The sequence below is a fragment of the Solidesulfovibrio carbinoliphilus subsp. oakridgensis genome (genome assembly GCF_000177215.2).
Lineage (GTDB): Bacteria > Desulfobacterota > Desulfovibrionia > Desulfovibrionales > Desulfovibrionaceae > Solidesulfovibrio > Solidesulfovibrio carbinoliphilus.
In genome coordinates this window covers 689038-706691 of the sequence record NZ_CM001368.1, presented here as the reverse complement: position 1 = coordinate 706691, position 17654 = coordinate 689038, and the positions used below count along the sequence as shown (strand labels likewise).

The 17654-nt window shown below is 67.0% G+C and carries 20 protein-coding genes; 10 read left to right on the top strand and 10 right to left on the bottom strand.

Features of this window, described 5'->3' with window-relative positions:
- Positions 1–15 precede the first annotated feature (15 nt).
- The gene (gene cbiM / locus DFW101_RS03090) at positions 16–624 is read right to left on the bottom strand and encodes a cobalt transporter CbiM (RefSeq protein ID WP_009180072.1); all 609 of its coding nucleotides are present in this window, start codon (positions 622–624) and stop codon (positions 16–18) included.
- A gap of 113 nt (positions 625–737) precedes the next feature.
- Positions 738–1520 (bottom strand): DUF4198 domain-containing protein, encoded by a 783-nt coding sequence (locus tag DFW101_RS03085; RefSeq protein ID WP_009180071.1) that lies wholly within the window; start codon positions 1518–1520, stop codon positions 738–740.
- A gap of 224 nt (positions 1521–1744) precedes the next feature.
- On the opposite strand from DFW101_RS03085, the gene DFW101_RS19390 reads away from it, so the two are divergent.
- The 3 genes from DFW101_RS19390 (at position 1745) to modA (ending at position 3821) form a co-directional block, all read left to right on the top strand.
- Positions 1745–1963, top strand: coding sequence for a hypothetical protein (locus DFW101_RS19390; protein WP_157137611.1), 219 nt, complete (start codon positions 1745–1747; stop codon positions 1961–1963).
- Between the two features lie 89 nt (positions 1964–2052).
- A complete protein-coding gene (locus tag DFW101_RS03080) occupies positions 2053–2925 on the top strand; it encodes a GGDEF domain-containing protein (protein ID WP_009180070.1) in 873 nt (290 codons plus the stop codon).
- Between the two features lie 149 nt (positions 2926–3074).
- Positions 3075–3821: a molybdate ABC transporter substrate-binding protein gene (gene modA, locus DFW101_RS03075; protein WP_009180069.1), complete on the top strand. Its 747-nt coding sequence runs from the start codon at positions 3075–3077 to the stop codon at positions 3819–3821.
- 26 nt (positions 3822–3847) lie between these two features.
- Here modA and DFW101_RS03070 read toward each other — a convergent pair whose 3' ends face one another.
- A complete protein-coding gene (locus DFW101_RS03070; protein ID WP_009180068.1) occupies positions 3848–4198 on the bottom strand; it encodes a cupin domain-containing protein in 351 nt (116 codons plus the stop codon).
- 175 nt (positions 4199–4373) lie between these two features.
- Here DFW101_RS03070 and DFW101_RS03065 point away from each other — a divergent pair, with 175 nt between their 5' ends.
- On the top strand, positions 4374–5165 hold the full coding sequence (locus tag DFW101_RS03065) for a hypothetical protein (protein WP_009180067.1): 792 nt from the start codon (positions 4374–4376) through the stop codon (positions 5163–5165).
- Positions 5162–6667, top strand: coding sequence for a carboxypeptidase M32 (locus tag DFW101_RS03060; RefSeq protein ID WP_009180066.1), 1506 nt, complete (start codon positions 5162–5164; stop codon positions 6665–6667). The genes DFW101_RS03065 and DFW101_RS03060 overlap by 4 nt, the downstream gene beginning before the upstream one ends.
- A gap of 108 nt (positions 6668–6775) precedes the next feature.
- Here DFW101_RS03060 and DFW101_RS03055 read toward each other — a convergent pair whose 3' ends face one another.
- Positions 6776–7417, bottom strand: a complete 642-nt coding sequence (locus tag DFW101_RS03055; RefSeq protein ID WP_009180065.1) for an MBL fold metallo-hydrolase — start codon at positions 7415–7417, stop codon at positions 6776–6778.
- An 80-nt stretch (positions 7418–7497) separates the two neighbouring features.
- On the opposite strand from DFW101_RS03055, the gene DFW101_RS03050 reads away from it, so the two are divergent.
- The 4 genes from DFW101_RS03050 to DFW101_RS03035 all read left to right on the top strand — a co-directional run bounded on the left by DFW101_RS03050 (position 7498) and on the right by DFW101_RS03035 (position 11824).
- Positions 7498–8670 carry a hypothetical protein gene (locus DFW101_RS03050; RefSeq protein ID WP_009180064.1) on the top strand — a complete coding sequence of 391 codons (1173 nt, stop codon included), beginning with the start codon at positions 7498–7500 and terminating at the stop codon, positions 8668–8670.
- Between the two features lie 240 nt (positions 8671–8910).
- On the top strand, positions 8911–10008 hold the full coding sequence (locus tag DFW101_RS03045) for a D-alanyl-D-alanine carboxypeptidase family protein (RefSeq protein ID WP_009180063.1): 1098 nt from the start codon (positions 8911–8913) through the stop codon (positions 10006–10008).
- Positions 10009–10317: 309 nt separating this feature from the next.
- The gene (locus tag DFW101_RS03040; protein ID WP_009108192.1) at positions 10318–10527 is read left to right on the top strand and encodes a TOBE domain-containing protein; all 210 of its coding nucleotides are present in this window, start codon (positions 10318–10320) and stop codon (positions 10525–10527) included.
- A gap of 247 nt (positions 10528–10774) precedes the next feature.
- The gene (locus DFW101_RS03035; RefSeq protein ID WP_009180062.1) at positions 10775–11824 is read left to right on the top strand and encodes a polysaccharide deacetylase family protein; all 1050 of its coding nucleotides are present in this window, start codon (positions 10775–10777) and stop codon (positions 11822–11824) included.
- Positions 11825–11833: 9 nt separating this feature from the next.
- Here DFW101_RS03035 and DFW101_RS03030 read toward each other — a convergent pair whose 3' ends face one another.
- The 6 genes from DFW101_RS03030 to DFW101_RS03005 all read right to left on the bottom strand — a co-directional run bounded on the left by DFW101_RS03030 (position 11834) and on the right by DFW101_RS03005 (position 16216).
- Positions 11834–12295, bottom strand: coding sequence for a hypothetical protein (locus tag DFW101_RS03030; RefSeq protein WP_009180061.1), 462 nt, complete (start codon positions 12293–12295; stop codon positions 11834–11836).
- Positions 12296–12557: 262 nt separating this feature from the next.
- Positions 12558–12782: a hypothetical protein gene (locus DFW101_RS03025; protein WP_009180060.1), complete on the bottom strand. Its 225-nt coding sequence runs from the start codon at positions 12780–12782 to the stop codon at positions 12558–12560.
- A 15-nt stretch (positions 12783–12797) separates the two neighbouring features.
- The gene (locus tag DFW101_RS03020) at positions 12798–13262 is read right to left on the bottom strand and encodes a universal stress protein (RefSeq protein ID WP_009180059.1); all 465 of its coding nucleotides are present in this window, start codon (positions 13260–13262) and stop codon (positions 12798–12800) included.
- A 166-nt stretch (positions 13263–13428) separates the two neighbouring features.
- Positions 13429–14091, bottom strand: coding sequence for a LutC/YkgG family protein (locus tag DFW101_RS03015; protein ID WP_009180058.1), 663 nt, complete (start codon positions 14089–14091; stop codon positions 13429–13431).
- Positions 14088–15497, bottom strand: a complete 1410-nt coding sequence (locus DFW101_RS03010) for a lactate utilization protein B (protein ID WP_009180057.1) — start codon at positions 15495–15497, stop codon at positions 14088–14090. The genes DFW101_RS03015 and DFW101_RS03010 overlap by 4 nt, the downstream gene beginning before the upstream one ends.
- Complete coding sequence (locus DFW101_RS03005; protein WP_009180056.1) at positions 15494–16216, bottom strand: (Fe-S)-binding protein; 723 nt, start codon at positions 16214–16216, stop codon at positions 15494–15496. The genes DFW101_RS03010 and DFW101_RS03005 overlap by 4 nt, the downstream gene beginning before the upstream one ends.
- 130 nt (positions 16217–16346) lie before the next feature.
- Between DFW101_RS03005 and DFW101_RS03000 the strand changes: the two genes are divergently transcribed.
- The gene (locus DFW101_RS03000) at positions 16347–17636 is read left to right on the top strand and encodes a citrate/2-methylcitrate synthase (protein WP_009180055.1); all 1290 of its coding nucleotides are present in this window, start codon (positions 16347–16349) and stop codon (positions 17634–17636) included.
- Positions 17637–17654: the final 18 nt, after the last annotated feature.

Here is a 17654-nt window from a genome sequence, read left to right as displayed (position 1 = left end):
CCTCCTTGGCGGGCCTCAGCCGGCCAGACGGATATGGAGCATTTCAGGCCGGACCCTGGCCACGAAGGCCACGGCCATGGCGGTCAACACGCCCTCGATCAACATGATGGGCACATGGGCCAGCAGGATGACCTTGGCCGTGGCGGCAAAGGCCTCGCCGGACAGGGCCAGGGCCAGGGCGGTCAGGCTTCCCGCCAGCAGGACCGCAAAAAAGCCACAGCAAAAGGCGCCCACGGCCCGCTTCCGGCCGCCGGCCCGAAGGAGCGGGCCAAAGGCCAGGAAGCACAGGATGGCCGGCAAAGCCATGTCCACGGTGTTGACGCCAAGGACCACCAAGCCCCCGAACTGGAAGAGCACGGCCTGCAACAGCAGGGCGATGCAGATGGCCGGAAAGGCGGCCGGGCCCAGGATCGCGCCGAGCAGGCCGTTTAGGATCAAATGCACGCTGACCGGCCCGATGGGGACATGGATGAGCGAGGCCACGAAAAAGGCGGCAGCAAGGATGGCCACCGTCATCAGCCGGTCGTAGTCCAGGCGCCGCAGGCCAAGGGCCGTGCCGGCGGCGGCCAGGGCCCAGCCCCCGGCCAGGACGGGCCCGGAAAGGACCCCTTCGGAAATGTGCATGCCAGACTGCCTGCCTTGGCGTTGGGGTTGGCGGCGCGAGAGCCGGCCGGACGGTAGCCCGGCCGGCTCTCGCCAGCGGCGCAGGGGATCAGCCCCGTGCAAATCCGGTCAGCCTACTTCTTCTTGCGCTTGGGCTCAAGGAACTTGGTCCACAGCACGGCCCCGCGCTCCACCTTCTTGGCCGCGCCGTCCTTCTGGATGGTCTCGGGCGCGTCGGTCAGGGCGGCAAAGCCCCACCAGCCGGAAAAGGGAACGGCATAGCTGAAGACGCCGTTCGCGTCGGTCTTGACCACCTGGGTCGTCAGGTATTCGTTGGGGGCCTCATAGGCCTTGTCCTTGTTGTCGTATTCCACTTCCACCGTGACGCCGGCGGCCGGCTTGCCGTCCACTAGGACCTTGCCCGTGAACACGTTGCCCGCATAGTTGCCGAAAGGCCGGGTCAGCGGCACGATCTCGGCCGGAAGCCCCACCGGCTCGTCCCAGCCCTCCTCCTCACCAAAGGCCGGCACCACCACCTTGGTGATGTGCTCGATATACTTGTCCTCGGCCGGCTCGAAATAGGGTTCGGGCACCACGAAAAACGTGCCCACGCCCGGACGCTTGAAGACATATTCCCCGGCCCAGCCCGCGTGGTCCAGGACCTTGGCGGGCTTGAGCGTCCCGAGCAGATCTGTCGTCTGGTCTCCGCTTTTCACGCCAAAGGCCTTGGGTTTGGCCATGTCCATGCCGTTGCCTTCCATGGGGTGGGAAAAAGAAACCGTCAGCCCCACAGTCGCCTTGCCCTTGTCCGTCACCACGTCCTGGGAAGGAATGACCATGCCGAAATGGGCCAGGGCCGGCGCGGCCCAAAGGCCCACCACCGCCAGAGCCAGGATTGTCCGGGATATACCTGCCATGAAGTCTCCTCGCTTGTGGGTTGCTGCCTTCGCAGTATCACTTTTTTCTTGACGTAGCCATTTAGTCGCAACGTTATTTATTTCGTAGCACGAAGAAGCAAGGGATGGCAACCTTGTAGGCTGCCAAAAAGCTATTTTTTGAGAAAACAGGGCTCACGGGCCAGGTGCGGGCGCGGCCAGCCCCCCGCCGCTTGCCGCCAGTCATGCCGGATGTAACGAGGAGGTTGCCGCAGGACGCAGCGGGGCTTGCCGGAAAGGAAGAGTCGTTTTTCGGAATCGCTCCAGCCGCAGAAGGCCGGGAGTCAAAAAATATCGAAAAGCCGGTCATTGCCGCGCCGACGCCGACGCCTGCCGACCGCCGGCCGACTGTGAATAAATCCGATGCCTCACACAGGGATTTTTTACATATCGGCCTGTCGCTACAAAATAAACTCAAAAAATAATGTGGATTACCCTAGGCACGGATGCTGCATTTATCATGTTCATCAGTATGGGCATGATTTGCCTGCAATTGCCAGGACTTGGAGAAAATATGCAGCTAATGGCCAAACAAAACAGCATCTTGCAAACCATCGAAGCCGAAGTCTTCAACATCAAGAAACAGGCCCCCAAGCATAACGATTACCTGGTAAAACTTGAAAAGAAATACGGAAACGAGGTCTATTCCAAGATCATCTACCAGTTGACCCGCATTCAGGTTCCGCCGCGCATCGCCCAGCAGCATCTCATCAACGTGATCAGCCATATGCAGGCCTTGTCCAAGGCCGTGGGCCGCGACATCGGCTTCTGCGTCGCCTGTTACGACTATTTTATCAATGTCATCAAATATATCAAAAATCCGGTTCTCATCGAGGAGTGGCAGCTCAAGGAAAAGGAAAACAGCGCGGACAAGGATGAATTGACCGGGCTTTTCAACCGCCGGTACTTCAACCAGCAGATGCACCAGGAAAGCGAAAAATTCCGCCGGTTCGGCTCGCCCTTTTCCCTGCTCATGATCGATATCGACCACTTCAAGCGTTTCAACGACACCAACGGCCATCAGGCCGGGGACGAGGTCCTCAAAATCGTGGCCGACGTGCTGACCCGCATCGGCCGGGCCTACGACAAGGTGACCCGGTACGGGGGCGAGGAATTCGCCGTCATCCTGCCCTTGACGACCCGCAAGGATGCGGCCAATGCGGCGGAGCGCCTGCGCACGGCTATTGAAAAGCAGCGGATTTTATTCGCCGGCAAGGATCTTGGCCACGTGACGGTCAGCATCGGCATCGCCACCTGTCCCATCGATTCGCTGGACAAGACCATGCTGGTGCAGCGGGCGGACCAGGCCTTGTACGTGGCGAAACGGACGCGCAATGCCGTGGTGGCCTACTGCGATTACAATCGCCGCAACCCGGAAATATACTGACGCCCGCCTCTGCCCCTTTCCTCCCTGCCCCAGCCGCCGGGCCTTCCTGTCCCCGGACGCTTCCAGGCCCAGGGCTGGCACCTCCGGGGCTTTCCGTTTGGGCCGAAGTCGGATAGCATCCCGGCAACCTTGGGGAAAAGGAACCGGACATGCACCGACTCGTCGCCGCAGCCCTCCTGCTTCTGGCCATGGCCCTGCCCGCCCGGGCCGGCGAACTGACGGTCTTTGCCGCCGCCAGCCTGACCGATGTCGTCGCGGCTCTCAAAGGAGACTTCGAACGACTCCATCCCGGCACCACGGTGCGGCCGGCCTTTGCCGCTTCGGGCGCGCTCCTGTCCCGTCTGGACGCGGGCGAGGCCTGCGATGTGTTTTTGAGCGCCGACATCGACACCATGGGCGCGGCCGTGAACAGGCATCGCGTGGAGCCGGGGACGCGCACGGTTTTCGCGGGCAACACCCTCGTTCTGGCCGTTCCCGTCGGCAATCCGGGCCGTGTGGCCGGGCTTGACTCCCTGGCCATGGGCGGGGTGCGCCGTATCGGCATCGGCAACCCGGAATCCGTCCCGGCCGGGCGCTATGCCAAGCGGGCCCTGCAGCAAAAGGCGCTCACCTTCGCCCTGGCCTCCAAGCTCGTCTACTACCCGTCCGTGCGCCATGTCCTGGCCGCCCTGGCCCAGGGCGAACTGGACGCCGGGTTCGTCTACGCCACGGACGCGGCCGTCGCCGGCAAGGATGTGGCCGTGGCCGCGACCCTGCCGCTCTCCCCGCCGGTGGCCTATGCCGGGGCGGTCGCGGCCCGGGCAAAAGACCCCCGAGGCGCGGCCGCCTTCCTGGCCTTCCTGGTCACGCCCGAGGCCCGGGCGATCCTGGCCAGATTCGGATTCACCGCACCCTAGGGCCGTTTCGCCCACTTTTCGACAGCCTACAGTTCCGGCGGACCGGCGGGCACCAGGCAGACGATGACCAACGGCGTGTCGCCGGTATTTTCGATGTGGTGCTCCGCGTCTCCGGGCACGAAAAGGACGGTGCCGGGGCCGATGTCGGTCCACTGGCCGTCGTGGCGCATCCGTCCCCGGCCGGCGTGGACGAACTGCTCGTGTTCCCAGGGGTGACGGTGGGGCGGGATGACGCCGCCCGGGGCCACCTCGATCACCCGCATGCAGAAGTTGTCCGCCCCGTCGGCCTTGCCGACGACCACCCGGCCCGTGACCCCGCGCATGGTGGCGGACGTCAGTTCCCGGGCCGGCGCGTCGCGGTAGTCCATGATCTTCATAGAACACTCCTTTGGTTGCGAAACGACGGGCTATTTTCTAGTCCAAGCCCCGGCCGGCGTAAAGCGACGGCCCAGGGTCACGAACGGCCGTGGCCCCCAGGACGGCCCTCCCTTTCCTTTCCTCCGGGCTTTGGCTATGCAGACGGCAACACCACGATCCTGTCCGGAGAATCGCATGCCCCGTCTGCCCGTCCGTTTCGCCGTCCTTCTGATCCTTGTCCTGGCCACCGCCGCCTGCGCCCCGGCCAAACGGACAGCGCCTTCCGCCGCTGCCGCCAAGACAACCGGCCAAACCGCGTCCGCCTCCCCGGCCAGGGCCGCCCCGCCGGCCCCGGCCGTGAGCAGGCCCCTTTCCGTGGTCATGGGCGCACCGCTGCCGGGAGCCCCCAAGACGCCAAGCCCCGTCGCCCCGGCCAGCCCCGGTGTCGCGGCCGTCCCCCCCGCCGCTGCCGGCGCGGCGCCTGCCGCAAGCCAGCCCGCGCCGTCCGCCCTTGGCGACGCGAGCGGGACTCCCGGCGCCCCGCCCACGGGCTTTGCCGGACTGGCCTGGGGCGTGTCGGCCACGTCCAACCCCGGACTGGCCGCCTATGAGGTGGACCAGGCCGCGTCCGTGACCACCTGCCTGTGGCCCCGCGGCCCCAGGGATATCGCCGGGGCCCCCATTCGCGAGGCGTTTTACGAGTTCTACAAGGACAAGTTCTACCACGTCTGGCTCGAATTCGACGGCATGGCCGCCTACAAAGCCGCCCTGGCCGGCCTGACCAGGACCTACGGCCCGCCGACCCAGGAAAACCTGGAAAAATACTACCACGCCTGGAACCTTGGCGACGTCAACATCTACTGCGCCTACCACGCCGGCGAGAATGGCGGCGACGTGAGCTTTTTCTATCAACCCCTCTACGAACAAATGATGGCCGCCAGAAAAGCCGGACCGGCCAAATCCCCTTCGGGCAAGGCCAAACCATGAACGCGAACGAAGCCTATGCGAACCTTGCGGCCCACGGCCGGACATCGGCCGATCTGGCCTCTTCCGTAAGCCTCCTGTCCTGGGACCAGCAGGTGATGCTGCCCCCGGCGGCCCACCCCGGCCGGGCCGGACAGATCGGGGCCATGACCGCCATCCTCCACCGCCGGGCCACGGACCCGCACATCGGGGAGTGGCTGGCCGCCTGCGAAGGCTCGACCCTGACGGCCGATCCGCTCACCCCCGAGGCGGCCAACATCCGGGAGTGGCGGCGCGATTTCGACCTGGCCGTCAAGATCCCCGAAGGCCTGGCCGTGGCCCTGGCCCGGGCCGCGAGCGCCGGCCAGCGGGCCTGGGAACTGGCCCGAAAGGACGACGCCTTCGCCGCCTTTGCCCCGCATCTCGCCACCCTGCTCGACCTGTCGCGCCAAAAGGCCGAGGCCCTCGGCTATGCCGGCGAACCCTACGACGCCCTGCTCGACGGCTTCGAACCCGGCGAAACCGTGGCCACCATCGCCCCGATCCTGGCCGAACTCCGCGACGAGACAACGGCCCTGCTCGATGCCGTCAAAGGCGCCGTACCTCCCGCCCCCTTGCCGGCCGAGCCGTATCCCCAGGCCGACCAGCAGGCCTTTCTGGCCCGGGTGACGGCGCTGATCGGCCTGCCCGCCGCCGCTTCGCGCCTGGACGTCTCGGCCCACCCGTTTTCCACCCTGATCGGGCCGGGCGATGCCCGCATCACGGTCCGCTACGATGAGGCGGACTTCACCAAGGCCCTTTTCGGCGCGGTTCACGAGACCGGACACGCCCTCTACAGCCTGGGCCACGCCTCGGACGACCGTTACGGCACGCCCATGGGCGAATTCGTTTCTCTCGGCGTCCACGAATCCCAGTCCCGGCTCTGGGAGAACCAGGTGGCCCGGTCCCTGCCCTTCTGGGAGCATGTTCTGCCGCTGGCGGCCAGGCATTTTCCGACCCTGGCCGGCTTGGCCCCGAGCGACGTTTTCCGGGCCGTCGGGGCCATCGCGCCCGGGCTCATCCGGGTCGATGCCGACGAGACGACCTACAACCCGCACATCGTGCTGCGTTTCGAGCTGGAACTGGCGCTTCTTCGCGGCGATCTTCTCGTGGCCGACCTGCCCGGGGCCTGGAACGAGAAGTCCCGGGCCATTCTCGGCCTGACCCCGCCAAACGACGCGGCCGGCTGCCTCCAGGACGTCCACTGGTCCATGGGCGCGTTCGGCTATTTTCCGACCTACAGCCTGGGGAACATCTACGCCGCCTGCCTGTTCGAGGCGGCGGAAACGGCCATCCCGGACCTGGCCGGACGGATGGCGGCCGGAAACTTCGCGCCGCTTCTGAAATGGCTCGGCCAGAACATCCACGCCAAGGGCCGGCTCTTGCGGCCGCGCGACCTCATTGCCGCGGCCACCGGGAAAGCGCCGACGGCCGGGCCGCTCCTGCGCCACTTGAAGGCCAAAGCCGCGGCGATTTACGGTGTCTGAGTGCCGGCAGAGAGTATGAGAAGAAGCCTCCGGCGGCCAAAGGGCTTGGCCCTTTGGAAACCCTGAACGGGGGAGCCGAGTTCGGGAAGGCAGGCGGAAGTTAAAGTTTCACTTTAGATCTGCTTTGGCGGCCGCCACGGGCGTTGCAAAAAACGGATTTTCAGCCTTTTCCCGGCCAACGGTCGTCGGCGGCCCGTGCCCGGGAAAAAGCTCTACCGCGTCCGGCAGGGACAGCAGACGCTCCCGGATGGCGGCGAGCAGGCCCGGGCCGTTCCCTCCCGGGGCGTCGGTGCGGCCGACACTGCCGCGAAAGAGCGTGTCCCCGGTGAAGGCGACGAGGGATTTTGGGAAAAAATAGGCCAAGTGCCCGGGCGTGTGGCCGGGCACGGGCAGGACCAGGCAGGGTTCGCCGAGAAAAACGGCCCGCCCCGGGGCGATGTCCTCGAAATCGAAGGCCGGAACGGCCGGGTGCCGCTCGCTGTCGCCGCCGGGCTGGGCCACGCCGGCATCCGCCGCGCTGGCGTGGACCGGCGCGCCCGTGGCTCGGGTCAGCCGGGCCACGCCGAGCACGTGGTCGTAGTGGAGATGGGTGAGAAGAATGGCCGTGAGCGTCAGCTCCCGCCGGGCGATCTCCTCGAGCACCAGTCCAGGCCGGCCGCCGCAATCGATGACCACGGCCCGGCCGTCTCCTGTCCAGGCGAGGTGGCTGTTGACCCCGAGCGGGTCCATGCGAAAGGTTTTGATGTACATGGTCGGGCGGTAAAATCGTCCTTTTGGCCCTTCTCCTGCAAAGCCCTTGCCGGCGGCCCACATCCGCCCGGAGGCCGGTCATGCTCCTTTTTCGCGGCAACTGCCAGATGCAGTTTTGCGCCGAGGCGGCCGGGAGAGCGGGCGAGCAGGCCACGTTTGCCTCCCTGGCCTCGCCCATGACGCTCCTGCGCTCGCCCGGGACCGTGCCGCCGCTCGTGGCCCGCATGGTGGCCGAGGCCGATGCCGCGGAATTCCTGCACACCCGCGAACTGGCCGACCAGTTTTTGCCGCCGCCGGCCCATCCCGCCCCGACGGCCCTGGTGGTCAACCTCTTTCACGAGAACAGGCCCCTTTGGCTCCACGAGCGCGACGGCTACGCCTTTTACCTCGATCCCGAGGCCCTTGCCGCCGCCCCGGCCCTGGGGCGCATCATGGAGCGGCATTTTCGCTCCATCGTGCCAAACCCGGCCACCTACCTCGACCGGTTGGCCGGCATGCTGCTTCTCTACCGGGAAGCCCTACCGGGCGTGCCGCTCCTGGTCGCCGGCCGAATGTCCCACTTTCCCGGCCTCGGCCCCTCGCCTTACTCCTACCTGGACGGCTGGGGCGAGACCTCTTGCACCACGGGCCGGGAATTCGCGGCCTGGGTCGGCACCGTGCCGGACGCCTTTTTCCTCGACGCCGACCGGATCATGGCCGGGGTGGCGGCCCGGACCGACGCCCCGGTGGAGGCCCATTTCCCGTTTCTGCGGATACGGTTTACCCCCGAAGGACAACCGTCCCTCAGCCGCGACCTGGAGCACGCCGGCAGCCTGTGGCCGGCCCTGGCCGAAAAAATCCGCCAGACCCTGGCTATGGGCCGCGTGGAATACGCCCCCGAAGAAACCGTGCCCGAGGCCTGGACCCGGCCCTTTGCCCCGCAGGCGCTCGACGCCGAGGCCCTGCTCGGGCACCTGGCCTCCGGGTCCAACTACCGGGCGGCCCGGGCCGTGGGCCAGTTCTTTTTCCGGCCGGACGAGGATTTCACCGGCCTGCTCGTGGCGGCCGCGCCTTATATGCCGGTCTGCCACAACCTGCTGCACATGGTCCGGGCCTACGGCACTCTGCGCCCCAATCCGGCCGTGGCCGCGTGGTGCGAGGTCCATGCGGCCACGGCGACAGGCTTTTTCGCCAATGGCGCGGCCTACCGGCGGGAGTACCTGGAGAAGATCGAAGCCCTGCGCCAGGCGGTCCTTGCCCACGGCCGGGTTTGAGTTTATGAAACGCCCCGTTTGACAATCCTAAACAGGCAGGGGACGCCGCCCGGCGCGGTCCCCCCCTATTGTCCAGGCGGGCTTTTTTCCCTTTGCAAATCCCCCATGACCCCGGGCTTTTGCCCGTCCAGGGCCGTAAAACGGCCGATGGATGGCATAAATCATGCTGCCCGACCAGGGCGCTTGGGGATGGGTGGCCGCTTCTGGGCTTGGTTTTACTTTTTGAAACGGGGAGGCGTCATGCGGCGCGTTATCTTTCTGCTCATGATCCTGTGTCTGGTCGGTCCGAAAACAGCCTTTTCGGCCAGACAGTCCGGAAAGCTGCCGGTCAAGGCGGCCATGGTCGCGGAATACGGTTCTGGCCGGGTTCTTTTCACCCAGGATCCGGACAAACGTATCGCCCCGGCCTCGGTGACCAAGGTCATGACCATGTATCTGGTCTTCGACGCCCTGGCTGCGGGCCGGGCCAGCCTGTCGGACAAGGTCAAGGTCAGCCGCCGGGCCGACGCCACGGGCGGCTCGACCATGAACCTGCGGGCCGGCGAAGTCGTCACCCTGGACGAACTCATGCGCGGCATGGCCGTGGCCTCGGGCAACGACGCCGCGGTGGCCATTGCCGAACACTTCGGCGGCGTGCCCCACTGGGTGGGAATGATGAACGAAAAGGCCCGGGAACTGGGCATGACCAGCACCACCTTCAAAACGCCAAACGGCCTGCCCGCCCCGGGCCAGCTCACCACGGCCCGGGATCTCATGAAACTGGCCACCAGCTACCTGCGCCGCTATCCGCAGGCCCTGCGCTACCATTCCACCACCGAGATCAACCACTGCGGCGCGGTCCACGGCAACACCAACCGCCTGCTTGGCGTGTGCGAGGGCGTGGACGGCATCAAGACCGGCTACGTCGGATCGAGCGGCTACAACATCATCGCCACGGCCAAGCGCGGCGACACCCGCATCATCGCCGTGGTCCTCGGCGGCCGCACCAAGCAGGCCCGCAACAACGCGACCACCCGCATCCTCGACGCCTCCTTCTCCGGTTCGGTCGGCTCCATGATGGCAGCCGCGGACACCACCGCCGACGACGACGCGCCGGTGCGGATTTCCCACCGCCACGGCAGGAAGGGCCGCCACATGAAGGCCCTGCGCGTGGCCGATGTCGAGCGCCACGCCAAAATCGGAGCACACCGGGGCGCTTCGGCCCGCCTGGAAGCCCGTGACGCGGGCGTCAAGGCCGGCCGCCATGCCAAAGCCAAGTCCACAAAGGCCGGGAAGAGCCACTCCGCTTCGCGCGCCCAAGACAAACACCACAAAAAAGCCGGCGCTTCGGGCCGCTAACGCCGTCCGCCGCCCCCCCGTCGTTTTCCGCCCCGGGCCGCGACGCGAAAATTCCAGCCCGCGGCTTCCCGCCCACTCCCTCCGGGAAGCCGCCGGCCGGCCTGCGCAACAGGATGCCTCTCCGCTCCCCGATGCCGCGCCATTTCCCTCCGGCGCTCTTTCGTACGGTCGGCACACCCCTCCCAGCCTGCAGTCACATGCGATCTTCCTTTGGCGTGACAGCAAGAGTTTTTTTCTGAAAGCATTGCCTGGATATCGTTGCAATTGATACGCTCCCGGTACTCTGCAACCTTCAACCAGGAGCCGCTTATGAAAGTCAGTGCCAGAAATCTGATCCCCGGCAAGATCAAGACCCTCACCCACGGAGCGGTCAACAGTGAAGTGGTCATCGAGGTCGCGCCGGGCGTGGAAGTCACCTCGATCATCACCAAGCACTCGGCCGAGGCCATGGGCCTCAAGGAAGGCGGATCCGTCAAGGCCATGGTCAAGGCGTCGAGCGTCATGCTGGTTGTGGACTAGACGCACCGTGCCATCGCCTTCCCGGCGTTCCCGGACGCGCCTTACGCTTCCACGCCGGGAAGGGCCGCTTCGGTTTCCGCTGGCCCCGGTTTTGTGGCTTTCGGCCGGGGCCGGCGGTCTTCTCCCGTTGGCCCCGGCTTTCCCCCTTGCCAGGGCCGCCACGCCGGTGGCATTCTCGTTCCCGGCCTCTTCGGGCGACGCCGCCTGTCCGGCCACACTTCTTTTGACCTGTCCAAAGCGAGATACCGTGAAACACGCCCTTGCCGTGGCCGCCCTGCTGTGCGCCGGCCTGACGGGACCGGCCGGTCCGGCCCTGGCCGGCGGTTCGCCGGCTTTGTTTGGCGCCCTGTGGAGCCGGGACGACCTGCGTGCCGCAGCGGCCGAGAAAAAGTCCGGCCGGCTCGGCGAACCCGACCGGTCGCCGCCGGCCACGACCACGGCCCCGGTCCTGCCCCCCCTGCCGGACGCCCTGGCCGGCTCCATCCGCCGGGTGGACACCCACGGGGAAAAGCTCGTCGCCCTGACCTTCGACCTGTGCGAACTGGCGGACCAGGTTTCCGGCTACGACGGAGCCGTGGTTGCGGCCCTGCGGGCGGCCGGGGCCAGGGCCACCTTTTTCGCGGGCGGCAAGTGGATGCGTTCGCACCCGAAACGGGCCATGGAGCTTCTGACCGATCCGCTGTTCGAGATCGGCAGCCACGCCTGGACCCACGGCAATTTCGGCCGGCTGGACCCGGCCGCCATGCGCCGGGAAATCGAGTGGACCCAGGCCGAATACGCGGCCCTTCGGGCCGAGGCGGTTCGGCTGGCCCGGGAACGCGGCCTGTCCGAGGCCGATATCGCCTCGATTCCGCAAGCGCCGACCCTCTTTCGCTTCCCCTACGGCCGCTGCCGGCCGGAAGCCCTGGCCGAGCTGGCTGCGTCGGGCCTGGCCGCCATCCAGTGGAGCCTGACCACGGGTGATCCGGACCCGGCCTCCACGCCCGAGCGGATCGTCCAGACGGTCCTCGACCGGGTGCGACCGGGCGACATCCTCATCGGCCACGCCAACGGCAACGGCCACGGCACCGGCGAGGCCCTGCCGGCCTTGCTGGCCGAGCTTACCAAGCGCGGCTACCGGTGCGTCACGGTCAGCGAACTCGTGGCCGCCGGCCGGCCGGTCATCGCCTCGGACTGCTACGACATCCACCCCGGCGACACGGCCCAGTACGACCGCATCTTCGGCGACGGCACCACCCATCCGCGCAAAAAAAGCGGGCCGCGACCCGCGCCGCAGCCCGCCCCGTCGTCGCCGTAAGGCGCCGGCCTACTGGCCGGCGGCTTCCGGCTCGTCTTTGCCCCCGTCGCGGACAAAGCGGGTGACGCTCGCCACCTTGGAATTCGTGCCGGCTTCCAGGTACCGGACGATCATGGAATTTTTGCCGGTCAGCTTGCCGACGTACGTGCCGTCGTCGTCAGCCATGGTCACGACCGCCCCGTCGACCACCCCGACCACGGCCTCCCTGCCCCGATCCGAGGCCTTGGTGCCGTAGAAGGTCCGTCCTTCCTGCTTTTCGACGGTCAGCGTAAAGGAGACGTGCAAGAATTTGGGCGCGTCGGACGCGTCGGCATGGCCGAGCCGGCCCATGGCCACGGCATCCGACACGCCTTTCCAGACGCCGGTCACGTCCGGAACGGCCTTCTCCTTCTTCTCCTTGGCCAGGGCCGGACCGGCGGACAGAACGAAACCGAGGACAAGGGCGAGAACCAGGGGACACGCGCGCGACATGGGAGCCTCCAGGAGTAGGGGGTAAGGGGACGGATGGGCGCACGCATCGGTCGCTTGGGCCGAAACGTTGCGCCACGGACCTGCCAGGAAACTTTTTTCGCTGTCATTTCTTAAGGAAAATGGCTTGGCCTGACAACCGGGTCCGCCCGGACCGCCGGACGTCACGCCTGGCTCCGGAGACTTGCCGTCCTTGCCTTCCCGACACGGCCGCCGGGCCATGAAAAGGGGGCCGAAGCCCCCTGTCCCGGCAAAGTCGGGCGGGTTAGTAGTACCGCCACTCCCCGGGTTCTTCCCGGAAGCTCGTGTCGAGCTCCTCGCTGATGCCCACCCGGATCTCCTTGTCGCTCTCGGCCAGGCTCACGTTTTTCGCCGGATCGAAACCGACGTCCAGGCAGACGTCCTCCCAGTGCTTGCGGATCTCGCCTGCGGCCTTGCGGATCTGCTCATCCTGGCCCGGCCGCTTGAGCCAACGCGCCACCCACACCATATGCGCCTCCTCGGTTCAGGGGTTAGGATTGACGAACTGCACGGGCACCGAAGATCCGGCGACGACCTTGGCCGCGACAGACCCAAGCCCCGTACCGGCCGCCTTGCTGGCTTCGCTGCCTTGTCCCCTGGTGGCCATGACCACCAAGTCGGCCTTTTCGGCCGTGACGGCCTTGAGGATCTCTCCGGCCGGATCGCCCGGGAGCACCCGCACGGACAGGTTTGGGCAGGCGGCAAGCTCCTTGCTGCACACGGCTTCGAGCTTGTGGCGGGCCTGCTCCAGTTCCCAGGCGTGGAATTCCTGGAGCACGTCCCGGCTCGGATAGTTGCCGTAGGCCGGAAAGTACGAACACAGATCCACGCCCACGTAGAGGGCCACGACCCGGGCGTTGTGCGCCTCGGCCAGTTCCCGGACGTGTCCCACTGCCTGCAGGGAATTTTTCGAAAGATCGGTCGCCCAGAGGATGGTGCCGTATGCCATGATGCCTCCTTGCTTGCCGGTTTGGCCGATGACGGGCCCGCTGGTTCGCCCATAGCATGGTTTGCGATAAAAGAAATCAGGAGAAGGGAAAAAAGCGGGTGACGGCCAAGCGGAAGAGGGGCCCGGGGGAACCGGGAGGGGAAGCGTATCCCCTCCCGGACAGCGGCTAGAGCCAGTCGCAGCCGATGACGTGGACAGCCAGGGGACCGTGGACGCCACGCACGTAGACGAACTCGATGTCGCCCGTGCTGGAGACGCCGGTGACGCAGTTGACCGCGCTCGGCATGGGCTTGGCGGCCAGTCGGTCGCACAGGGCGGGCAGGTCGGGAAGCAGCCGCGACCGGGCCAGCAAGGCCACATGGAGCCGGGGAACGAGCGGCGTGGCCCGTTCCCGTCCGGGCCCGGCGGCCAGGATCAGGCTGCCCGTGGCGCACAGGGCCTGCTCCACGCCGGTCAGCCCCATGTCCACGGCGGCCAGGGACGGACAGACCCGGTCCGGCAGGTCGGCCGGGGCCAGGACGGCCACCCCGGCTCCGGCCAGGGCTTCGGCCGCACCCACGGCTGCCAGATCCGGATGATCCCAGCGCACCGCGGTCTTGACCTCGTGGCGGATGGCGGCCCGGACCAAGGCCTCCCGGGCCGCCTCGGGCGTGGCCGCGCGTTCGAAGGTCGGGCCCAGGGCGGTCAGGGCCGCCGCAAAGGCGGCAAAGCCGTCCGGCTCGGTCCCGGAACGCCGCAGCCGCACCGGCGCCGACGGCCGGGGCAGGCCCATGGTCACGGTTGCGGCCCGCAGGCGGCCGAGGATGGCGTCTTTGGCCCGCGTATTCATGACTGGCCTCCGTTTCGGGCCAGACGGCGGGCCATGGCCTTGAACCGTCTGGAAAAGGGACGGGAAAATCCCGGAAAGGCCCGTTTGCGCAAAAACCGGCCCACCGGCGAATCCGGAGCGGCCCCGGCCGTGCGGCCAAGGGTCGGGTCCGCCACCCGGGCCACGGACGCGGCCATGGAAAACAGAAACGGATGGCGGGCCAGGGCGGCAAAGGCCGTGGTGGCCGCGTCGCCCCCCGCTTCCGCCTGCCGCCGGCGCAGCTCCTGGAGGAGCGCCGGATGGTCGATGCCGGCCGGACAGGCTTCGGCGCAGGCCGCGCAGTGGGTGCAGGCAAAGGGCTGGCGGCCGTCGCCGGCCGCGTCGGCCAGAAGCGGCGACAGGACCGAGCCCATGGGCCCGGGATAGACCGAGCCGTAGGCGTGGCCGCCGACGCTCTGGTAGACCGGGCAGACGTTCAGACAGGCGCCGCACCGGATGCACTGGAGGATCGGCCGCAGGAGCGGATCGGCCAGGATGCGCGACCGGCCGTTGTCGAGGATGACCAGATGCATCTCTTGGGGGCCGTCGCGCTCGCCGTCCCGGCGCGGGCCCGTGAAAAAGGACAGGTGCACGGGCAGGGTCTGGCCCGTGGCCGACGGCGGCAGGATGTCGAGCACGGCCGCCGCGTCGTTCAAGCTCTCGACAACCTTCTCCAGGCTCATAAGGGCCACGTGGATGGGCGGACAGGAAGCGGAAAGACGGATGTTGCCCTCGTTTTCGAGCACCGCCACCGTGCCGGTGGCGGCCACGGCAATGTTGGCCCCGGTAATGCCGGCGTCAGCGGCCAGGAATTTCCGGCGCAGGCTCTCGCGGGCGATGCGCGTCATCTCCGGGATGTCCGTGCTCGTGCGGCCAAGCTTCTGGCGGAAAAGCTCGGAAACCTGCTCCTTGGACACGTGCAGGGCCGGAGCCAGGATGTGGGACGGCTTTTGCCCGGCCAGCTGGATGATGTACTCGCCGAGGTCCGTTTCCACGGCCTCGATGCCGGCCGCTTCCAGGGCGTCATTGAGGCCGATCTCCTCGCTCACCATGGACTTGCCCTTGACCACCAGCCGGACGTTTCGCTCGGCGAGAAGCCGGGTGACGAGGCTGGCCGCCTGGGCCGCGTCCTCGGCGTAGTGGACCACCCCGCCGGCGGCGGTGACGTTCGCTTCCAGGGTTTCGAGCAGTTCCGGTAGGCGGGCCAGGGTCTTTTGCCGCACGGCCACGGCCCGGGCCCGGCGGTCGGCGAAGTCGGGCATGGCGTTGACGGATTTTTGCCGCAAGACATGAATGTGGGCAATGGCCTTGGCAAGGACGGCCCGCCGCTCGCCGTCGGCCAGGGCTTCTGCCGCCGCCTGGCCGAAATCGTGTTTCGTTGCGCTCATGATTCCCCTCCGGCCAGGACCTCGGCCAGATGCAGGGGCCGCACGCTGGCCCCGCGCTTGGCCAGGGCCGAGCCGATGTTGAGCAGGCAGCTCGGTTCGGCCGTGATCACGGCCGCGGCACCACTTTGCAGCACGTCGTCGATCTTCTGGTCGAGGATGGCCTGGCTCACTTCCGGGTAGTCGATACTGAACGCCCCGCCAAACCCGCAGCACCGCTCGGGGTGGGCCAGGGGCACCAGGTCCAGGCCTTCGACCGCCTCCAGGAGCCGGACGGTCCGGTCCCCGACCCCGAGCACGCGCGAGGCCTGGCAGGAGGCGTGGAGCACCGCCCGGATCGGAAAACGGGCACCAAGGTCCGGGCAGTCCAGGGAATCGACCAGAAACTCGCCCAGTTCGAAGGTCTTGGCCGCCACGCGGTCCGCCCGGTCGCGCCAGGGGTCGCCGGCCGCGAACAGGGTTGGGTAGCGGCGGACCATGGCCGTGCACGAAGCCGAGGGGCAAACGACCGCCGGGGCCGCTTCGAACAGTTCGATGAACCGCCTGGCCAGCGGCCGGACCAGATCGGGCCGGCCCCGTTTGTAGGCGAACTGGCCGCAGCAGGTCTGGCCCTCGGGCAGGACCGGCCGGACCCCGGCCCGTCGCAGGACCAGGGCCGTGGCCTCGCCCACCTGGGGCAGGACGTGCTCGACCAGGCAGGGAATGAAAAGAAAAACGTCCACGAAATTTCCTCCTTGCGTGGCGGGGCGCCAACTTACGCTTGTCCCCGGGCGGGTCAAGGGCGACCCGGACCGATGCTTTACACCGGCCCTGGCGGCGGCTATGAGGAGCGCTTACACAAAAGGATGCGCCATGAACGAACTCGACTCCGCGACCCTGACATTTGAGGGCAAGAGCATCGATTTGTCCGTGATCCACGGCGATCATGTGGAAAAAGGCCTGGATATCCGAAAACTTCGCGCCCAGACCGGCTGGATCACCCTGGATCCGGGCTACGCCAACACGGCGGTCTGCAAAAGCGCCATCACCCATATCGACGGCGAAGCCGGCGTGGTGCTCTTTCGCGGCTACGATCTCGAAGAGTTGGCCCAAAAGGCCACGTTCGTGGAAACGGCCATGCTCGTCATGTTCGGCGAACTGCCCACGCGCCCCGAACGCGAACAGTTCCGGGTCATGCTGCGCGACCAGGAACTCCTCCATGAGGACCTCTTGAGCCACCTCGACGGCTTTCCGCCCAACGGCCACCCCATGGCCATCCTGTCGGCCATGATCAACGCCATGGGCAGCTACTACCCCGAGCTCTACGACATCACCTCGCCGGCGGATTTCCGTCTGGCCGCGGCCAAGATCATGAGCAAGGTCCGCACCATAGCCGCCTTCTGCTTTCGCAAGTCCCAGGGGATGCCGCTCAACTATCCCAATCCGAACCTGGATTACTGCCGCAATTTCCTGCACATGATGTTTTCCGTGCCCTTCTGGACCTATGAGGCGCCGGATCCGGTGGTGCGGGCCTTGAGCATCTTCATGATGTGCCACGCCGACCAGGCGCTTGACACCTCCTGCGCCACGGTGCGCATGGTCGGCTCCAGCCAAGCCAACCTTTTCGCCTCGGTCTCCTCCGGCATCTGCGCCCTGTGGGGCCGCCACCACGGCGGCGCCAGCTCGGCCGCCATCCGCATGTTCGAGGACGTCGAGGCCGGCCGCACCACCGTTCCGCGCATCATCGAGGCGGCCAAGTCCCATACCGGCCGACTCATGGGCTTTGGCCAGCGGGTATTTCACGTTGAGGATCCGCGGGCCCGGATCATCAAGACCACCTACCAGAACCTCGTGGCCACGGGCTACGCCAAGCGCGACACCTTCCACGACATCGCCCAGGAAATCGAAGAACGGGCCAGCGCCGACGAGTACTTCGCCACGCGCCAGCTTTTTCCGAACACCAATTTCTATTCGAGCCTGCTCCTGCGGGCCCTCAACTTTCCGCCCAACATGTTCCCGGTCATAACGGCCATGGGCAACATGCCCGGCTGGATCGCCCACTGGAACGAGGAGGCCAACTCCCCGGACCAGCGCATCCAGCGTCCGCGCCAGATTTATACCGGCCGCAAGCGCCACGCCTACACGCCCATGGAAAAGCGCTAGCCAGGCTCCACACCGAGG

Bases quoted from the DNA above. Each gene is read 5' to 3' on its own strand.
- cbiM (WP_009180072.1), bottom strand. From the start codon at position 624: ATGCACATTTCCGAAGGGGTCCTTTCCGGGCCCGTCCTGGCCGGGGGC.
- DFW101_RS03085 (WP_009180071.1), bottom strand. From the start codon at position 1,520: ATGGCAGGTATATCCCGGACAATCCTGGCTCTGGCGGTGGTGGGCCTT.
- DFW101_RS03080 (WP_009180070.1), top strand. From the start codon at position 2,053: ATGCAGCTAATGGCCAAACAAAACAGCATCTTGCAAACCATCGAAGCC.
- modA (WP_009180069.1), top strand. From the start codon at position 3,075: ATGCACCGACTCGTCGCCGCAGCCCTCCTGCTTCTGGCCATGGCCCTG.
- DFW101_RS03070 (WP_009180068.1), bottom strand. From the start codon at position 4,198: ATGAAGATCATGGACTACCGCGACGCGCCGGCCCGGGAACTGACGTCC.
- DFW101_RS03065 (WP_009180067.1), top strand. From the start codon at position 4,374: ATGCCCCGTCTGCCCGTCCGTTTCGCCGTCCTTCTGATCCTTGTCCTG.
- DFW101_RS03060 (WP_009180066.1), top strand. From the start codon at position 5,162: ATGAACGCGAACGAAGCCTATGCGAACCTTGCGGCCCACGGCCGGACA.
- DFW101_RS03055 (WP_009180065.1), bottom strand. From the start codon at position 7,417: ATGTACATCAAAACCTTTCGCATGGACCCGCTCGGGGTCAACAGCCAC.
- DFW101_RS03050 (WP_009180064.1), top strand. From the start codon at position 7,498: ATGCTCCTTTTTCGCGGCAACTGCCAGATGCAGTTTTGCGCCGAGGCG.
- DFW101_RS03045 (WP_009180063.1), top strand. From the start codon at position 8,911: ATGCGGCGCGTTATCTTTCTGCTCATGATCCTGTGTCTGGTCGGTCCG.
- DFW101_RS03040 (WP_009108192.1), top strand. From the start codon at position 10,318: ATGAAAGTCAGTGCCAGAAATCTGATCCCCGGCAAGATCAAGACCCTC.
- DFW101_RS03030 (WP_009180061.1), bottom strand. From the start codon at position 12,295: ATGTCGCGCGCGTGTCCCCTGGTTCTCGCCCTTGTCCTCGGTTTCGTT.
- DFW101_RS03025 (WP_009180060.1), bottom strand. From the start codon at position 12,782: ATGGTGTGGGTGGCGCGTTGGCTCAAGCGGCCGGGCCAGGATGAGCAG.
- DFW101_RS03020 (WP_009180059.1), bottom strand. From the start codon at position 13,262: ATGGCATACGGCACCATCCTCTGGGCGACCGATCTTTCGAAAAATTCC.
- DFW101_RS03015 (WP_009180058.1), bottom strand. From the start codon at position 14,091: ATGAATACGCGGGCCAAAGACGCCATCCTCGGCCGCCTGCGGGCCGCA.
- DFW101_RS03010 (WP_009180057.1), bottom strand. From the start codon at position 15,497: ATGAGCGCAACGAAACACGATTTCGGCCAGGCGGCGGCAGAAGCCCTG.
- DFW101_RS03000 (WP_009180055.1), top strand. From the start codon at position 16,347: ATGAACGAACTCGACTCCGCGACCCTGACATTTGAGGGCAAGAGCATC.